Below are 17,369 nucleotides of genomic sequence, written 5' to 3'. Positions count from 1 at the left end.
TTCAGGAGCCGCCGCATGAAACGGATTATCGCTGTACTATTGTCAGTCTTTAGCGGGTTAGTGTCGAGCGATGCCTTGGCTGACAATGAAACGACGTTCTCTAACGAGCAAGGGATCGCTGGGGTCGCTTGCATTATCTCGGATCCTGCTGGACGGCTCTTGCTAGTCAAAGACACAGTAACTGGACGGTATGGTTTGCCTGGTGGCCGGGTTAACTTGGCCGAATCACCGAGCAGAGCGCTCGCCCGTGAAGTGTTCGAAGAAACAGCGATTCGGGTAACGGTCGGTGATGTGTATCATCAGGATGCGCGCTGCGTCTTGTTTGCCTGCCAAAGCCAGGCGCCGTTGCCTGTTGTCTCCACCGCTGAGGGGGTGGGGCTTTTGCCGGCGTGGCGCGCCCCCCATTTTGCCTCTGAAATTGAGCAAGCACGGCTGGTACCGCGCGCCCATGCGCAAGACTATCGCTATCGGTTTAATGATCGTCGCGATCACTTGTGGTCGCTAGCGGCGAAAACCCCGAGCAGTGATGTCAGTGCCTTGGCCGACTTTAGTGCCTTGGCACCTGTGTTTTATGTCAGTCAATATGGATTGGTCTCAGGCGTACAAAACACCGTACAAAAACTGGGTGACGCGGGGAATGCAACCGTCACCGCCGTATTCAAACTGGTCAATACGTTAGGAGAGATCGCCTTTTATATTGCCCTAGTGCCGTTGTTTCTTGTTTTTCGCGGCCATAAATCGGCACTGTCGCTGCTTTTTTTGCTAATCAGCGCAGCGGCTGTGTCTACCACTCTAAAAAGTGGCTTTGCCATGCCACGGCCGTTTTACCTATGGCCTGACTTGCAAATAGGCCAAGCAAGCGGCTTTACGGTACCTAGCGGCCACACGTTACTCGCGGCCGCTGTGATGACCGCTTGGTATCTAAAGCGCCGAGTCACACACCCGCCTGCTTTTGGTGCGCTGGCGATGACACTGGTGGTGATAGTGCTTATGGGGCTGAACCGCATGTATCTCGGGGTGCATTTTGCCAGTGATGTGGTGATTGGGGCCCTGGTCGGGAGCAGTGTCGCCTGGGCGACTATCAAGCTTGATGCGGTAACGGTGGGGAATGAACGCCCCGTGCTGACCACCGGCAGAATCTGGTTCTTAGCGTGTCTCATCATGGCGTTGCTGGCACTGGCATTAAAGATCCCCAATATGGTTTATCTGTCAGCGTTGGCGGCGGGTGTCTATACCGGTCAGGTTTGGCATAAGCTCTTTCCTAGTCATAAACCGGCCAGCCGGCTCAATGGCAAACTGTTAACGCTGGCGTGGATCTTTTTCGGTATCGCCGCCATTGTTGGCGCAGCTTGGGGAGTGGCACAGCTGACAGGCTTAAGCTGGATTGTGCTTATTGTCGTGTCAATGGCGGCATGGAGTTTGGGCCCTTGGGTACTGATTGCCAGCCCAGAGCTTGCTAAATGGTCGGGTAAGCGGTTGGGTTGGCGCGAGTGGTGACAAGGATTTGCTAGGTGATCGCTTTGGCTGTGCCAAGAGTTAAGGTAAAGTGACATCACAACAAAAATTGCACCAGGCATGGTGAGATAGCGCACAGGAACAGCAATGATACCGGCAATCCATCCAGAGGCGGGCCTGTCGTCCGCCGTCGTTGATTTAATCACTGCTTTACAAACAGCAGGTTTTCAAGGCGATATTGAATCGACCTATGCGAGCCGCCTTGCGGTGGCCACTGATAACAGTGTTTATCAAGCCTTACCGCAAGCCGTCCTCTTCCCCGCCTCGGTTGATGATCTTCAGCTTATTGGTCAGACCGTCCAAGCCCCAGCATTTAGTGAGATTAAGTTTTCTCCTCGTGGGGGCGGTACCGGCACCAACGGTCAGTCGTTGACCAAGCATGTGGTGGTGGACGTGTCTCGTCATATGAACCAGGTGCTGGAAGTGAACCCTGAGCAAGGCTGGGTGCGCGTTCAAGCAGGCGTTATTAAAGATCAGCTCAATGATGTATTGCGCCCGTATGGATACTTTTTCTCACCTGACTTATCAACCAGTAATCGCGCCACCATTGGCGGGATGATCAACACCGATGCTTCGGGCCAAGGCTCGCTACGTTACGGCAAGACCTCCGATCATGTGCTGGGTTTAAAAGCGGTGCTCGTGGATGGTAGCGTCCTCGATACGCAGCCTCTCAATGCGGATCAGCTTCAGCAAGCGATGTCGCGCGATGATCTTAGTGGCCGGGCGCTGCAAACGGTGTCCTCAGTCTGTCGTGAGCATCGTGATCTGATTACCGACACCTTCCCGCCGTTGAATCGTTTTTTAACCGGCTATGACCTTAAACATGTTTATGATGACACACTCACTGCCTTCGACATTGGCCGTGTGCTATGTGGCGCTGAAGGCTCTTTAGCGTTTATTGCCGAAGCTAAGCTCAACATCACGCCGATCCCGACCGTGCGTACCTTGGTAAATATTAAATACGACAGTTTTGATTCGGCACTGCGTAATGCGCCGACGATGGTTGAGGCGAACGCGCTATCGGTTGAAACCATTGATGCCAAGGTGCTTGATCTCGCAAGAAACGACATTGTTTGGCATACGGTGAGTGATCTGCTGCAAGACGTGCCCGGCAAAACCATGCACGGCATTAATATGGTGGAGTTTGCCGGGAACGAGGCTGGTGAGATCGAACAACAGATTTCGGCATTGTGCCAGCAATTGGATAGCCTGATAGCACAAAAGCAACAAGGTGTGATTGGTTATCAGATTTGTCGGGATCTCGCATCAATCAACAAAATCTATGCGATGCGTAAAAAAGCGGTCGGGCTGCTTGGCGCCACGAAAGGCAAAGCCAAACCTGTCGCCTTTGCCGAAGATACCTGTGTGCCGCCCGAAAACCTGGCTGATTTTATCAGTGAGTTCCGCGCATTGCTCGACAGCCATCATTTGCACTATGGCATGTTCGGTCATGTCGATGCGGGGGTACTACATGTGCGTCCAGCTCTGGATTTGTGTGATCCTGACCAAGAACGAGTGATGAAAACCCTCTCTGACCAAGTGGTCGCCTTGGTCGCCAAATATGGTGGCTTGATGTGGGGTGAGCATGGCAAAGGGTATCGTTCGGAATACGGCCCCGAGTTTTTTGGTGAGACCTTGTTTGCGCAGCTTCGCCATATTAAAGCGGCATTTGATCCGCAAAATCGGATGAATCCAGGAAAAATCTGCACACCGATTAACAGCCAGGATTCACTGGTGAAGGTTGATGACACTAAGCGTAGCTTTTATGACCGCCAAATTCCGGTAGAAGTGCGTGATAGCTTTAAAGGGGCAATGGAGTGTAATGGCAACGGGCTGTGCTTTAACTATGACACCGCCTCACCCATGTGTCCTTCTATGAAGGTCAGTTATGACCGTCGTCATTCGCCAAAAGGCCGCGCTGGAATTGTGCGAGAATGGTTGCGTTTACTGTCTGAGCAGGGTGTCGACCCGTTGGCGGTTGAACAGGCATTGATGACCCAGTCACCCTCAGTCCGTGAGGTGATGGCCAAATTCGGGCGCTATTTTACTCGCCGTAAAGAAGCAGATGATTTTAGCCATGAGGTCATGGAAGCCATGAGCGGTTGCTTGGCGTGTAAAGCTTGTGCCAGTCAGTGCCCGATCAAAGTGGATGTGCCGAGTTTTCGCTCGCGCTTTATGCAGCTCTATTACAGCCGCTATCCGCGCCCGATGAAAGACCACTTAGTGGCGAACATTGAAACCTTGCTACCATTGATGGCCAAAGCCCCAAAATGGGTGAATGCGGCGACTCAGCCTCAATGGGCCCAAGGGCTCACTGCGAAGTTGATTGGCTACACAGACACACCGGCGTTGTCGGTGCCGACGCTGGCTCAGTCACTGGCGGGCGATCATGCGCTGAAGTTTGATTTATCCTGGTTGCAGGCGTTATCTGCGCAAGAGCGTGAAAACTATGTATTGATTGTACAAGACCCATTTACCAGCTTTTATGAAGCGCCTCTGATTCACGATTTGATCAAACTGGCGCGGCAGTTGGGTAAGGTGCCCATGTTGGTGCCGTTCAAACCTAATGGGAAAGCGCAGCATGTAAAAGGGTTTCTTCGCCGCTTCGCACAGACGGCGCGTAACACCGCTGGCTTTTTGAATCAGCTGGCGGCGTTAAATATTCCCATGGTGGGCGTCGATCCAGCGCTGGTGCTTTGTTATCGCGATGAGTATCAAGAAGCGTTAGGTAAGCACCGGGGTAACTTTAATGTGATGTTGAGCCATGAGTGGCTGACCAGTGTTGTGCCTAATATGCCGGTTGTGACGAGCAGTGATGCCGACCCCTGGTATCTGTTTGGCCACTGCACAGAGAAAACACAGTTACCTCATGCTGAGCAACAATGGGTGGCTTTATTTGCCCATTTTGGGGCAGAGCTTAAACCGATTTCTGTCGGTTGCTGTGGTATGGCGGGCACTTATGGCCATGAAGCAGACAAACGCGAGACGTCAGCCGCGATCTATGATTTAAGTTGGTCGCCACAGTTGGCAAACCTACCTAGCGAGAGAGTGCTCGCAACCGGTTACTCGTGCCGCAGCCAAGTAAAGCGGTTCAGTGAGACGCAGTTGCAACACCCTTTGCAAATCTTGTTGCGGCTAGCATGTACGCGAATTGATCGTGCGCGTGTCGATAACGTATCACTATAAAGCTTGCATCTGGGTGGCTTTGTCATACAGTAAAATAAAGAGCTGAAAGCTAAGGTAAAACAAATGCTTAAAACGGTTGTTATCATCTTGCTGGTTTTACTCGGGATTACGGCGGCCCAGTACTTGGACGAGGGGACGCAAAAGAAAATTGCGTGGGTGGTCGGCGCCATCGCTGGTGTGCTGGCGTTGGTTGTGATTGGTGTAGAGCTTTTTCGTTAGTGTTGGTGGCGTCATTAGCTGGATAGCGTGACGCCGACGATACTAAAAACACGCAACGTTCGGAATGAAACGCTCGTAGTGAGAGGCCCGTAATGAGGTGTATCACGACGGGCGTTTTTATTTCATCCTTTTAAAGACGGTGCTTATGCGCGTTTTCCACGCTGCTTATTACCTGGCCCTTTGTGATTTGGCCGACGTATATCGGGTTGCTTGGGATGTTTAGTGGCAAAACGTTGGGTGCCATGGCGGCCTGAGCGACGCTGCCGGCCTGTTTTTTCGGGGGCATCTTCTCTCGGGATCAGGCACTTTGGTCCGTTACCAATCAAATGCTGTTTACCCATACGTACCAAGGCTTCACGGATCAGTGGCCAGTTGGCGGGATCGTGGTAACGCAGTAGTGCCTTGTGTAAGCGTCGCTGGCGCTCGCCTTTTGCCACTGTCAGTGCTTCGCGTTTTTTGTAACGCACCCGCTTCAGTGGATTGGTTTCCGAGTGATACATGGCGGTGGCATTACACATAGGTGATGGGTAAAAGTTTTGCACTTGGTCGCACTCAAACTCATTCTCTTTTAGCCAGCATGCCAAATGCACCATATCTTCATCTGTACAGCCAGGGTGCGCGGCAATGAAGTAGGGGATCAAATACTGCTTTTTGCCCGCTTCTTTACTGTATTTTTCGAATAGTGCTTTGAAGCGATCATACGCGCCCATGCCGGGCTTCATCATCAAGTCCAGCGTGTTCTTTTCGGTATGCTCAGGGGCGATTTTCAAATAACCACCGACATGGTGAGTCACCAATTCTTTGACATATTCTGGCGACTCAATCGCCAGGTCATACCGCACTCCCGAGGCAATCAAGACTTTTTTGATACCCTCCACCTGACGTGCTTTGCGATAGAGATCAATGGTATGACGGTGATCGGTATTGAGCTTGTCGCAAATCTTTGGAAATACACACGAGGGGCGACGACAGTTACGCTCCGCTTTAGGATCGGCGCAGCCGAGTCGATACATGTTAGCGGTTGGGCCACCCAAGTCTGAAATGGTGCCAGTAAAACCAGGCACTTTATCGCGGATATCATTGAGTTCTTCAATGATCGACGCTTGTGAGCGGTTTTGAATGATCCGTCCTTCGTGCTCGGTAATCGAACAAAATGAACAGCCGCCAAAACAGCCACGCATAATGTTCACCGAGGTTTTAATCATATCGTAGGCGGGGATCTTGGCGTTGCCGTACTTTGGGTGAGGCACACGTGCATAGGGCAACCCAAACACATAGTCCATTTCTTCGGTGGTGAGGGGCACCGGTGGTGGATTAATCCAAAGCAGTTGATCGCCATGTTGCTGCACCAAGGCGCGCGCAGAATAGGGGTTAGCTTCTAAGTGCATCACTCGGCTAGCATGCGCGTACAAAATCCGATCGTTCTTGAGTTTTTCAAACGAGGGCAGGCGAACAAAGGTGTTTTTAGCATCGTGTCGAGACGGACGGATAGTAATGGGTTTCGCCGCGTCTGGCTCTGCTTTTTTGCTGGTCTCGCACTGGGTTTCTGTTGCGTAGGGGTTAGGCATGGTCATGCTCTTTCCCGGTTTATCAATGCGGGTGGAATCGACTTCTGCCATGCCTTCGGGCGGTGTTTTCATCATCACTGCGGTGCCAGCGATGCGAGTCATAGCGGCTAAGGTGTCACCGCGAGATAAACGATGCGCCACTTCTATTAAGGCGCGCTCGGCGTTGCCAAATAGCAATATGTCAGCTTTGGCGTCACATAACACTGAGCGACGGACTTTGTCTGACCAATAGTCGTAGTGTGCTAAACGGCGCAAGCTGGCTTCTATGCCGCCTAGCACAATCGGCGTCTGCTTATAGGCCTCTCGGCAGCGCTGAGAATAGACTAAAACCGCGCGATCAGGGCGTTTCCCGCCCTCGTTATTAGGCGTGTAGGCATCATCATGGCGCAGCTTTCGGTCTGCGGTGTAACGGTTGATCATCGAGTCCATATTGCCGGCGGTTACACCAAAGAATAGGTTTGGTTCGCCTAATGCCATAAAATCATCTTTATTGTGCCAGTTAGGCTGCGAGATGATGCCAACACGAAACCCTTGTGCTTCCAATGTGCGGCCAATCACCGCCATGCCAAAGCTAGGATGATCGACATAGGCATCACCGGTCACGATGATGATATCGCAGCTATCCCAACCTAGGATATCCATCTCTTCACGGCTGGTGGGCAAAAAAGGCGCAGGGCCAAAGCAAGCCGCCCAGTAAGGGGTGTAATCGTATATAGCAGTCGGTGTCACGTTATGGTCTCTTGGTCAGCCCATTGCAATGAGGATGTGCGCTCCATCGATACGCGCATCGTGCGCCAGGGCGGGCGATAAATTAGCCAGCGATTTTAGCGACAATCCTGCACCGAGTATAGGGATAAATCTGGGGAGGTGACTCAGGATGTCATAGAAGGCTGGGAGGACGGGTTGTGTTGTTGCACATAATCGATAAAGGCACGATCGGCGAGGGATAAGTAACCCTCTTTACGCCAAGCAATGGAAATATCGAGCTTGATCGGCTGTGTGAATGGTATCCCGACAATCCCGCTTTCGTGTTCAGTAACCATATCGAGCAGTGCGCTGATCGCAAATCCATGACGGACGATATTCAAAATCATCGCCAGCAAATTGGTTTCTAATGACAGTTTGGGGGTCATCGCATGGGTATCGCAGACTTGATCGAGATAATCACGGTGGAAGTACCCAGGACGGAACATAATTAGCTCATGGGCGAAAAAGGTGTGATAGTCGAGGGTAGAATGCGTGGCGAGCGGATGATCGGTCGCGACAACAGCAACCATCTGCGAGGAGATCAAATGCGTGGTGTCTAACGAATCGGGCACCTCTCTATCATTGATCACGGCGAGATCCAACTCACCGTCGAGCAGCATTTGCCGCAGAGAGTGAGTGCCAGCCTCTACCACCGTGAGCTTTAGCGTGGGATAACGACGGCGAAATCCCATCAGCAACTCAGGAAAAAAATACGATCCCAGCATACCCGGCACACCGATACGCACCTCGCCTTTTTGCAATCCTTTCAGCTCATCCATGGCTGTGGCCGCATCTTGCATTTGTTGTACGACGCGATAGGCGTGCTGGAGTAATACTTGCCCTTCTTGCGTCAGTTGAATGTGCTTTTCATTGCGAATAAAAATCGGCATACCCAGTTGATTCTCAAGCTTTTTGATCGCAATGCTGAGCGCAGGTTGCGCGATATGCAGACGCTGGGCGGCGAGAGTAAAGCTTTTAGTCTCAGCGATAGCAATCACGTGGCGGAGCTGTTTGATGTCCATAATCATAAATAAAATATATAGAGAAGATATATTTAATATATTTTATTAATCATAGGGCCGTTGTTAGCATGATCACATCTTAGCCTGACGGTGAGGTTTTCATGATAGAGCTTGGCTCACCACGTTATCGATTGACCGCGTTTGCACTCGCATTCGGCTCCTTTTTGATTTTTTGTAATCTTTATCTGTTTCAACCTATGCTACCTGTCTTTGCCGCGACTGATGGGATCAGCGAAACACGGGCGAATTGGCTACTTGCGGCTACCACGTTGGGCCTTTCTTTTTCACTGGTGCCTTGGGCCGTGCTGTCGGAGCGAGTCGGTCGGCGCCCCGTGATGCTGGTGAGCCTTTGGATGCTTCCTGTGATTGGCCTTATTATAGCCACCAGTTCTTCTTTTTGGATCATCGTCGGTTTACGCGCGTTGATTGGTATTGCCCTGGGTGGGTTTGCCGCGGTCGCCGTGGCGTATATGGCGGAAGAGTTCTCACCGGAGGCGCTCGCGATTGCCGTGGGCAGCTATATCAGTGCGAACTCTCTAGGCGGGATCTCGGGTCGAGTGTTCGGTGGGATGATGACAGATTGGTGGGGATGGCATGGCGCGGTGATGGCGATGACCGTTTTCTCCTTGGTAGGCGTGGCCATCGTGAGTAAACTTTTACCGCGTCAGCGTTATTTTTCGCCTGGTAATACCTCTTTACTTGTCCATTCTCGCGGGGTGCTCACGCATCTTCGCACACCCAAGTTGTGGCTGGCGATGCTGATAGGTGGGGTGAACTTTGCGTTATTCGTGAATTTGTTTTCTGTGATAGCGTTTCGTTTAGTGGCTGCGCCTTACCAGTTACCCGTCAGTCTCGTGTCTTCAGTGTTTGTTTGTTACCTCGCCGGTACAGTGACATCGCGTTTGAGTGGGCGTTGGGTGCTGCACTTCGACGCCATCAAAGGCATGGCTTTTGGTACTTGTGTCGCTATGCTGGGGGTGTTAGTGACCTTGAGCAGTCAGGTGCTTTGGATGGTGGTGGGGCTATTGATTGTGAGTGGTGGCGCGTTCTTTACTCACTCACTCGCTTATGGGTGGGTCAGTCGCCAAGCCGCGCAGGGTAAAGCAACGGCAACGGCTTTGTATTTAGTGCATTATTATGTTGGTGGCAGCCTTGGTGGGTTTTATCTCATCGCGGCTTGGCAACACTATGCGTGGCCAGGTGTGGTGATTGCGGCCTTAGTGCTTATCACGGTTTTATTGGGACTGGTATTTGGCCTTTCCCGTGTTATGCGCCGTCGTCGAGAAAGCCAGCGCCACGCGCACGTTGTGGCACCCTGAGCTTTAACTCGATGCAGCGAACAGGGCGTCAACCGACGCCGTTCTCAGAGAGCGGATTGCGATAACTGCGTTGCCTCTTGGCAGCCAATATTGGCTCCTTTGCGACCGATTGCTTCGCTACAGCGATGTCTCGGTCGGCATGTCGATATTGTCACGGCTGACAGAGTTTCTGGCGTCAAACCCCGTTTGTTTGCCTGGCTGATAGGTACGTATACAGTCTCTCCCTTCGGCTTTTGCTTGGTAGAGAGCACTGTCGGCGCGCTCTATCAAGGATGAAAGCGTGTCGCCCGGTTGCAGCGTGGAGAGGCCTATAGACGCGGTGACTTTCAACGGGGTATGGCTTTCATCAATATAGACATCCATTTCTCGAATTTCCCCCAGCAAACGTTCGGCGATTTGCGCGGTGACCTCACCATTACATTTAGGTAGGAAGACAATAAATTCCTCGCCACCGAATCGACCGAAAATATCGGCCTTTCTCAAACGCTCCTGTACGGTGCGGGTAAATGATTGCAATACCACATCGCCCGCGTAGTGCCCCCACTTGTCATTAATCCGCTTGAACTTATCTAAATCGAGCAGTAAGACGGAGAATGGCGAGTGCCTTTCTTCACTCACGGCCAGCGCGCGCATAGCCAGCTGTAATAGCATCCGGCGATTATAAATGCCTGTTAACGGGTCGAGCGTCGCTTGCCGGTATAGGCGCAAAATCATGTGGAGTTGAGAAAGCTGTGACCATACCACCATGAAGGCAATAACGGTTTGTAGCCAATACGAAGCAATATTATCTGGACTGGTCATGGTGGCACTGAACGAATCAACCCATAAGTGGCAAATCAGGGTAATCGACATCAAGAGTAGGCTTTCCCGCATTGTGAGCGGGAAGATGGTCAGCATGACAATCTGAATAATGGGCAGCAAGGTGTAGCTGTAAGAGAATGCCGCGTTGTCAGTGGGAAAGCCTAAAGTGTGGCTGGCAGAAAAATAAAAGGCGTTGGTAGCGAGTACCATGGCGATCAAGCCAAGTTTTGCTGATTTGAGATTATTAGCGCGATTGACCGCGTAACCAATGGTAATCAGCATACCCGCTAACAAAAGGCGTTGCAGCGAGAGCTGCGCCGCGGCCATTTTGTCAGCGAGAAATAAAAAATCAGCGGGTGACCACGCAATGGTCAGGGCGGCCCATACGTAACACAACACGCACAACCGGCTGCGCAGATAAGTGCTGCGTGTATTATTAAAGCTGTTTGCGTGCTTTTTAGCACTCCACAGTTCAAGGAATGATATTTGCAGCTTGTAGACAATATGGCCTAAGGTTTCACTCATCATTGCACCCATTGTGATTCCCGCCTGTGCAAAGGTTCCAGTTGCGTCCGCCGCTTTGGTACTATCATGCTGCGCGGTCATGTTATTTTTTTCTGTCATAAAGGTTGGTATAAGCGTGTAAACATGCCAGTTTGTTGTTTATTTTGACTGTGTTTCTTGCATTCAATGTGATCTAGCCAACTTTTTAATGCAATAAAACGAATAATTGACCATTTTTTATTGAGATACGTAAGGTGCTCTTCATTATGTATACGTTACTCGCTCCTGCGGTTGCCTCGGCAGTTCTAGGGGCACAGCTGGTGCTCTCGCTGGCGTTATTAAAAGGGGAAATATGCCCAGGCCAACGGGGTCGGTTCCATCACGCTTTCTGGGTGCCTGTTTTTGCGTGGTTGATATTAGTTCCATTTACGTTGTTCGCCAGTTTACCCTTTTTGTTGTTAGGGATTTTTGCGTTTCGATCAAAAACAGGTAAAACGCGTCACTCCGGTCCCATTCCTTTGCTTCATGTCGCAAATTTATTGGGTTTTGTTGCATGGATTGTCATACTCGCCGCGCACGGTGGCGGAATGTTAATGATGGGAGCCTTGCAATTGGTGATTCTCGGGGCGAGCCTTGGCCACAGTTTGTTAGTGCGTGCGCGCTCGCGACTGCAAGCTTTTGATCGTTTGCTCCCTCTAATCAGTGTAGTGGCCTTTATGGGGGTGATGGTATTGGCCGCGCTGTTGTCTGCACTCAGCCCATCGGCAACAACTGACATCAACGCCATCATGGCGGGTGCCGGCCTAGGTTTGCTCGGGGTGGCGGCACAGATTTGGCACCTACTGAAGCAAACATCGCCTGTGTTTTGGCGCGTGAGCGTGGGCTTTGGATTTATGCTATTGGCGAATATCAGTCTGACGCGACTCGTCATGGCTTAATTAGGCACTTTTTCGCCTCGGATCTATACTCAAGGTGCGGTCTTCAGTGCAAGGAGAGGGTATGGATATCCACAACATCAGCCGATTAGATGGTGCTATCTTCTATGGCATTGTCAATGAAAGACTGCGTCTTGAGTGTGATAGCTTAGAAGCACTGATGGCGCATTTAGATCTCGACCACGATCAATTGCAAAATAAGTTTGATGATATTGGTTGTGAGTACGACCCGCTTACCAATCAATTAAGGCTTAAATAGCGTCTAACCTGCGGCTCACTGCATAGACGGTGAGTCGCACTCTAACTCTTCTTTCATCCCTTCGTAGACAGACCCCGTTGTTTTGTTAAAAATTTGATCGTTTATTGTTCTGCCCACTACGCTTATTAAGGGAGAGAGTCAGTGAACTCTCTGTTTTATCACGTGGAATACACGCTATAAGGACGACCCTGATGCCGCGACGAGCATGGAGCGTAATTGTATTAACCGCACTGATTGGCGTGGGGTTTGCAGCCTTAACCGCTCACTTGTTGTATCAAAAAGAGCAAGAGGCGATTCGCAAAGAGCTGCATAAAGACGTGAACAACGCCGCAATGGCGTTAGCGCGAGAGGTGAATCTTGGCCTTGAATTGCTCTATGCCGTCAAGAATCATTTTGACGCGGGGCATCGATTAGATGCGCGTAATTTTCAACCGCTCACGTCCGGTGTACTGACACGCCACCCCAGCTTTAAATCGATAGAGTGGGTGGACATTGTGATGCACCACCAGCGCCGCCATTACGTTCAAGGAATGGAAGAAAGAGGTGCCACGTCTTCACAGTTTAATATTGTCGAGTTGGATGAAAACAACCAACTGATACCCGCGCAACGGCGTGATATGTACTTCCCGCTCAGGTTCACCTCCGGTGAGAATAATGAGGCCGCGGTGATCGGTTTCGATCTTGGCTCCACGCCGGTGACTCGTCAGGCCCTCAAGACCAGTTTTAATACCGGCGTTCCTGTCGCCACGCCAGCGACCACTATTGAGCGCGCCTACGGCAATGTGCGTGGCTTTTTATTGATCATGCCGATTTTATTAGATCCAGAACAGTTAGGTGGGGAAGACACGCGAGATTTGCGCGGCTTTCTGGTGGCGGTGATTGATGTCAATACCTTGGTCAACTTGGCGATAGATACGGTCATTAATGACGGGATTAATTATACCTTGATTGATTCCACCGATCCGAATCATCGCCAAGTGCTTCATACGCAGCGAGTAGAATTAGCACAGATGAAAGATTCACTCGCGCAACAGCCCGCGAACCCTATCTTCTTTGCGGGACGCGAATGGGAGCTGATTGGCTACCCGACCGTTAGGTATATGCAGGAAAGACAAAGTTGGGTGCCGCTTTGGACGTTTCTCATTGGCAGTGGCATATTTTTGCTCATTTGCTACCTGATTTATCGCCTGCAGTCTCGCGCCTACAGTGTTCAGGTACAAGTTGATCAAAAAACGCACGCATTGAAAGAAGCCAATAGTCGACTCGAATCAATGACTAAGTGTGATGGCCTCACCGGACTATACAACCGTACCCAGTTTGAGCAAGAGCTAGAGCGTGAAATACAACGTGCGCTTCGCGATGATACGTCGCTGAGCCTGATGGTGGTAGAGGTTCAGCATCTTTCTAATTACAACAAGCAATATGGCCGAATGGCCGGAGATCAATTGATTCGACAAATTGCACAAGTACTGGATGAGATGCTAAAGCGGCCTGGTGATCTGGTCTGTCGGTTTACCGGTAGCCAGTTTGTGGCCATTTTACCGCGGACGGAGGGCGCAGAGCGGTTGGCGGAAGAATGTGTCGCGGCCGTTAACCGATTACAGGTGGCGTTTGAAGGAGAGCCGGAAGATCGTGTCAGGGTGTTTGTTGGCGGGGTAACGGTGAGCGATCAAAAAGAGATGACGGCTTCGCGATTACATGCGTATGGGGAAATTGGCTTGACCCGTGCAAAAGCGGATAATGATACTGGGTGGCACTGGATGGAAATCAGCGCGCCCATTCAGGATAAAAAAAGTATTGATCCATAAAAATCAGAGCGGTACACATGCACCGCTCTTACGTCTGTTAAGTTTTTATACACTGACTCGGCGTTAGTACTCTTCACCCTTGTTGAAACGGTCGCTAACGGCCGGGCTTTTGAGCAAGGGATCGTCGTCTGGTTTTTGTGTATTAACTGCGGTGAACACTAAGGTATGGGCCTCGTTGCTAAGCATGAGACTGTTACCTCGCATGGTTGCCTCACTCCATTGGCTTAGCACCTGACTCATGGTTTGTTCGAGCTCCATCGCACTCGATGAGCAAGCCATTTTGGTACTTGCCATTGGCGCCACTTTAAAGCGATGACTCTTCAGTTCAGCGTTACCAAAATAGCGATTGCAGCCACTAAAGCCGCTTACGCCCATATCCTTATTAATGGTAAGCGTTGGGGTTCCTTCCGCACTGATAGCTTGTTGATCGACCATGGTCAGTTGCCATTGCTGTGCAACACCAGAGCTTGTCACGCTGCCATTATCGCCTCCGGCATACTGACCGTTACTACAAGCGGTCACCCCGGCAGCGAGCATGACTGCCATCAACACGTGTTTTTTCATAATGACTCCTTAGTCACTAACAGTGGGTTTCAATTCAAGCGTAGCCAAATTAGTAACAAGTATGCCAATAAAAGTGTGAGTTTATGTCAAGCCAGTGTCTTTTTTGCTAGGCGATAAAAAAAGCCCCCGGTAGAGGGGGCAAGATATACCATCGCGTGTCTTATTATTATTGAAATCTCGTTTTATCGCTGGCGCATAACAGCCACATTTTTGTCTGTCTGATTATGGCTCGCCTGCGATCCCAAGACTGAGGCAAGTTATAGGGATAGATTATCAAGAAAAAATGACAATTGAGTTTCACTGATAGAATGGGATAAGAAAAAAAGTGACACCATCGAGAGGTGATCCGCGACAGGTAATGATATGACTTTTTTAGCGAATGTGTTCACTTTCCTTGACAATTTCGCCCGCGCACTTGTCCACTTAGACGCCAGACAGTAAAACCACAGCATCCACGAGGTGTATTTTTTAGATATTAACGTTATGCTTCTATTTAGTGACAGCACTGATCCGACACTGGCCACAGTGTGTAAGTAAAAGAACGGCTAGGCAGACCCAAAAAGGAATCCATCATGGCATTGAGCGATGCTGCAAAAAAAGTTCAGGAAGCGTTGATTGCTCGCGGTATTGAAACCCCAATGACGGCTAAATCCGCGATGTCTTCTGAAGAACGAAAAGAAAAAATTGAGTTTCACATGCGTGAAATCCTGCAGTCGATCGATTTAGACCTCACCGATGATAGCTTGGCCGAGACACCGGCTCGCATTGCCAAGATGTATGTTGATGAGATTTTCTCAGGCTTGGATTATTCGCAATTTCCCAAAGTCACCATGATTGATAACAAGATGGGTTGCGATGAGATGGTGCGTGTCAAAGACATCTCGGTCACCAGCACCTGTGAGCACCATTTGGTCACCATTGATGGCCGAGCGACGGTGGCGTATCTCCCCAATAATAAGGTACTCGGCCTGTCGAAGATCAACCGGATCGTACGTTTCTTCTCTCAACGGCCACAAGTACAAGAGCGACTGACCCGTCAGGTATTGGTGGCATTGCAAACATTACTAGAAACCGAGGACGTCGCGGTACGTATCGAAGCGACGCATTATTGCGTCAAATCTCGCGGTGTGATGGATGCCAACAGTGAGACAACCACCACCGCACTGGGGGGGTTGTTCAAAAAGAACGCCGCAACACGGGCTGAGTTTTTGCACGGCATTCAATAACAGCCAACATAGAGATAAAAAGCCCCGATCTGGAAACAGATTGGGGCTTTTTTAGTACAGCTAACGTGGAGACGCTGGCCGTTTACTCGAATTGCCGAGCAATATCGTGGAACTGGCGCACTTTATCTCGCAGCTGGCTACTTGCCTCGGAAACGTCGTTAACCTCGTTGAGGTTTTGCTGAGAAACCGATTCGATATCATGGATCTCTTGGCTAATGGCTGTGAAGCTCTCTAATTGCGCTTGGGCAGAGTGATGCGTTTCATTCGTACGGCCCACCACATCTGCGATGGCATTTCTGACCGAGTGTAGGCTCGCAATACTGTGTTCGGTGGTATCAACACACGCTTGCGTTTGTTCGTGGCTTTCGTGAATTTGGGTTTGCCAATGCGAAATGGTGTCGTGCATTTCTTGAATCGATGACTGAATTTGCTCTGTGGCCGTTTGCGTCCGACTGGAAAGCGCCCGCACTTCATCGGCAACAACCGCAAAGCCTCGGCCCTGTTCTCCGGCGCGTGCCGCTTCAATTGCCGCATTCAGCGCTAGCAAATTCGTCTGCTCGGCAATCCCACTGATCTCACTCATTGACTCGGTCACACGCTCGGCGGTGGCAGACAGCTGTTGCGTCGCGGTGAGCGAATTTTCCGATTGTTGAGAGAGCGTTTTTAGCTGCTCGCCCGTTTGTTGTAACAAGGCCTCGGTTTCTTTGCTTTGCTGCTGGACTGATTGCAGTCGCTCAACACTTTGCTGGGCGTTATCAGATACCTTGTTCGCCGATTCAGAGGCATGATCAATGTTACCGGCAATCGAGGAAATCTGATGGCTTTGTTTGTTGATGGCATCGGACACTCGTGTTGATAATGCGCTCAACTCATCTGAAAATTGATTCAGTGACAGTGAAGCATCGAGCATGCGCCCAAGAATGGTGCGAATGCGGGCGTTGAGCATTTTCACTTTATAATCAACCACAGAGCTAAGCCCGGTCCCCGAGTAGATATAGCGGCTGATACTGTCGTAATTGTCCTGTATGCCACGCGCGAGGGTAGGCAAGGTGAACAGCTCATCACGAAAGAGGGTACCGAGCACTAAAGGCATCGCAATGGCACCTGCAATATCCCAGCCCGATATGGCGCTATCGAAAATAAGCGACACAGGGGCGGCGACTAATCCCAACCCCATGAATGTGTACTTCAACGCCGCAGGAATATCGGCAACCGATAACTGCTTCATCGATTTACCATTTTTCTCTGCCCGGCACAGAGCTTGGTAAGCTTGTGCGGCGCGATGTTTGACGGCCGGATCAGGCTTCACCCTGACGGACTGATAGCCAGTGACTTGGCCGTGCTCATAAATGGGAGTGACATAGGCGTCTACCCAATAGTAATCGCCGTTTTTACAACGGTTTTTAACTATGCCGCGCCAAGGTTGGTTGGCTTTTAAGGCGCGCCACATATCTGCAAATGCCGCTTTGGGCATATCGGCGTGACGAATAATATTGTGAGGCGCACCTGTAAGTTCTTCTTCATCGTAGCCAGCGATGCGAATAAACTCAGGATTACAGTAGGTAATCACCCCGCGCTTATCAGTGGTCGAGACGAGGCGCTCATCGTCACCAAATACAACTTCATTATTGCTCATAGTCTTTATCTTTTTTGGTCACAGTCAATTAAAAGCCTTATTGGTATTAGTGTAGTGGCT

13 protein-coding genes are annotated in these 17,369 nt (G+C 50.6%); 8 read left to right on the top strand and 5 right to left on the bottom strand.

Annotation, left to right across the window (positions count from 1 at the left end):
- Positions 1–15 precede the first annotated feature (15 nt).
- From C7A19_RS15185 to C7A19_RS15565, 3 genes are all read left to right on the top strand, one after another.
- Positions 16–1,497, top strand: coding sequence for a phosphatase PAP2 family protein (locus tag C7A19_RS15185; protein ID WP_116645332.1), 1,482 nt, complete (start codon positions 16–18; stop codon positions 1,495–1,497).
- A gap of 105 nt (positions 1,498–1,602) precedes the next feature.
- Positions 1,603–4,701, top strand: coding sequence for an FAD-binding and (Fe-S)-binding domain-containing protein (locus tag C7A19_RS15180; protein WP_116645331.1), 3,099 nt, complete (start codon positions 1,603–1,605; stop codon positions 4,699–4,701).
- Between the two features lie 63 nt (positions 4,702–4,764).
- Positions 4,765–4,920, top strand: a complete 156-nt coding sequence (locus tag C7A19_RS15565) for a hypothetical protein (RefSeq protein ID WP_155522579.1) — start codon at positions 4,765–4,767, stop codon at positions 4,918–4,920.
- 143 nt (positions 4,921–5,063) lie between these two features.
- Here C7A19_RS15565 and C7A19_RS15175 read toward each other — a convergent pair whose 3' ends face one another.
- The gene (locus tag C7A19_RS15175; RefSeq protein WP_077521515.1) at positions 5,064–7,217 is read right to left on the bottom strand and encodes a YgiQ family radical SAM protein; all 2,154 of its coding nucleotides are present in this window, start codon (positions 7,215–7,217) and stop codon (positions 5,064–5,066) included.
- A 143-nt stretch (positions 7,218–7,360) separates the two neighbouring features.
- The gene (locus C7A19_RS15170; protein ID WP_116645330.1) at positions 7,361–8,257 is read right to left on the bottom strand and encodes a LysR family transcriptional regulator; all 897 of its coding nucleotides are present in this window, start codon (positions 8,255–8,257) and stop codon (positions 7,361–7,363) included.
- A 101-nt stretch (positions 8,258–8,358) separates the two neighbouring features.
- Between C7A19_RS15170 and C7A19_RS15165 the strand changes: the two genes are divergently transcribed.
- A complete protein-coding gene (locus tag C7A19_RS15165; protein ID WP_116645329.1) occupies positions 8,359–9,576 on the top strand; it encodes an MFS transporter in 1,218 nt (405 codons plus the stop codon).
- Positions 9,577–9,693: 117 nt separating this feature from the next.
- Here the strand turns inward: C7A19_RS15165 and C7A19_RS15160 are convergent, their stop codons facing one another.
- Positions 9,694–11,001: a GGDEF domain-containing protein gene (locus tag C7A19_RS15160; RefSeq protein ID WP_077658732.1), complete on the bottom strand. Its 1,308-nt coding sequence runs from the start codon at positions 10,999–11,001 to the stop codon at positions 9,694–9,696.
- A gap of 146 nt (positions 11,002–11,147) precedes the next feature.
- Between C7A19_RS15160 and C7A19_RS15155 the strand changes: the two genes are divergently transcribed.
- From C7A19_RS15155 to C7A19_RS15145, 3 genes are all read left to right on the top strand, one after another.
- Positions 11,148–11,819 (top strand): hypothetical protein, encoded by a 672-nt coding sequence (locus C7A19_RS15155; protein ID WP_077458939.1) that lies wholly within the window; start codon positions 11,148–11,150, stop codon positions 11,817–11,819.
- A gap of 61 nt (positions 11,820–11,880) precedes the next feature.
- Positions 11,881–12,075 (top strand): DUF4250 domain-containing protein, encoded by a 195-nt coding sequence (locus C7A19_RS15150; protein WP_069362708.1) that lies wholly within the window; start codon positions 11,881–11,883, stop codon positions 12,073–12,075.
- Positions 12,076–12,266: 191 nt separating this feature from the next.
- Positions 12,267–13,883, top strand: coding sequence for a diguanylate cyclase (locus tag C7A19_RS15145; RefSeq protein WP_116645328.1), 1,617 nt, complete (start codon positions 12,267–12,269; stop codon positions 13,881–13,883).
- 63 nt (positions 13,884–13,946) lie between these two features.
- Here C7A19_RS15145 and C7A19_RS15140 read toward each other — a convergent pair whose 3' ends face one another.
- Entirely contained in the window at positions 13,947–14,447 is a 501-nt protein-coding gene (locus C7A19_RS15140) for an META domain-containing protein (RefSeq protein ID WP_069362709.1), read from the bottom strand.
- Positions 14,448–15,016: 569 nt separating this feature from the next.
- Between C7A19_RS15140 and folE the strand changes: the two genes are divergently transcribed.
- Entirely contained in the window at positions 15,017–15,673 is a 657-nt protein-coding gene (gene folE / locus C7A19_RS15135) for a GTP cyclohydrolase I FolE (RefSeq protein WP_069362710.1), read from the top strand.
- Between the two features lie 82 nt (positions 15,674–15,755).
- On the opposite strand, the gene C7A19_RS15130 is transcribed toward folE, so the two are convergent.
- Positions 15,756–17,309, bottom strand: coding sequence for a PAS domain-containing methyl-accepting chemotaxis protein (locus tag C7A19_RS15130; RefSeq protein WP_116645327.1), 1,554 nt, complete (start codon positions 17,307–17,309; stop codon positions 15,756–15,758).
- Between the last annotated feature and the right edge of the window lie 60 nt (positions 17,310–17,369).

The sequence above is a fragment of the Salinivibrio sp. HTSP genome, from assembly GCF_003390965.1.
GTDB lineage: Bacteria > Pseudomonadota > Gammaproteobacteria > Enterobacterales > Vibrionaceae > Salinivibrio > Salinivibrio kushneri.
The sequence above is the reverse complement of the archived record's forward strand: the minus strand, read 5'-3'. Positions and strand labels throughout refer to the sequence as shown.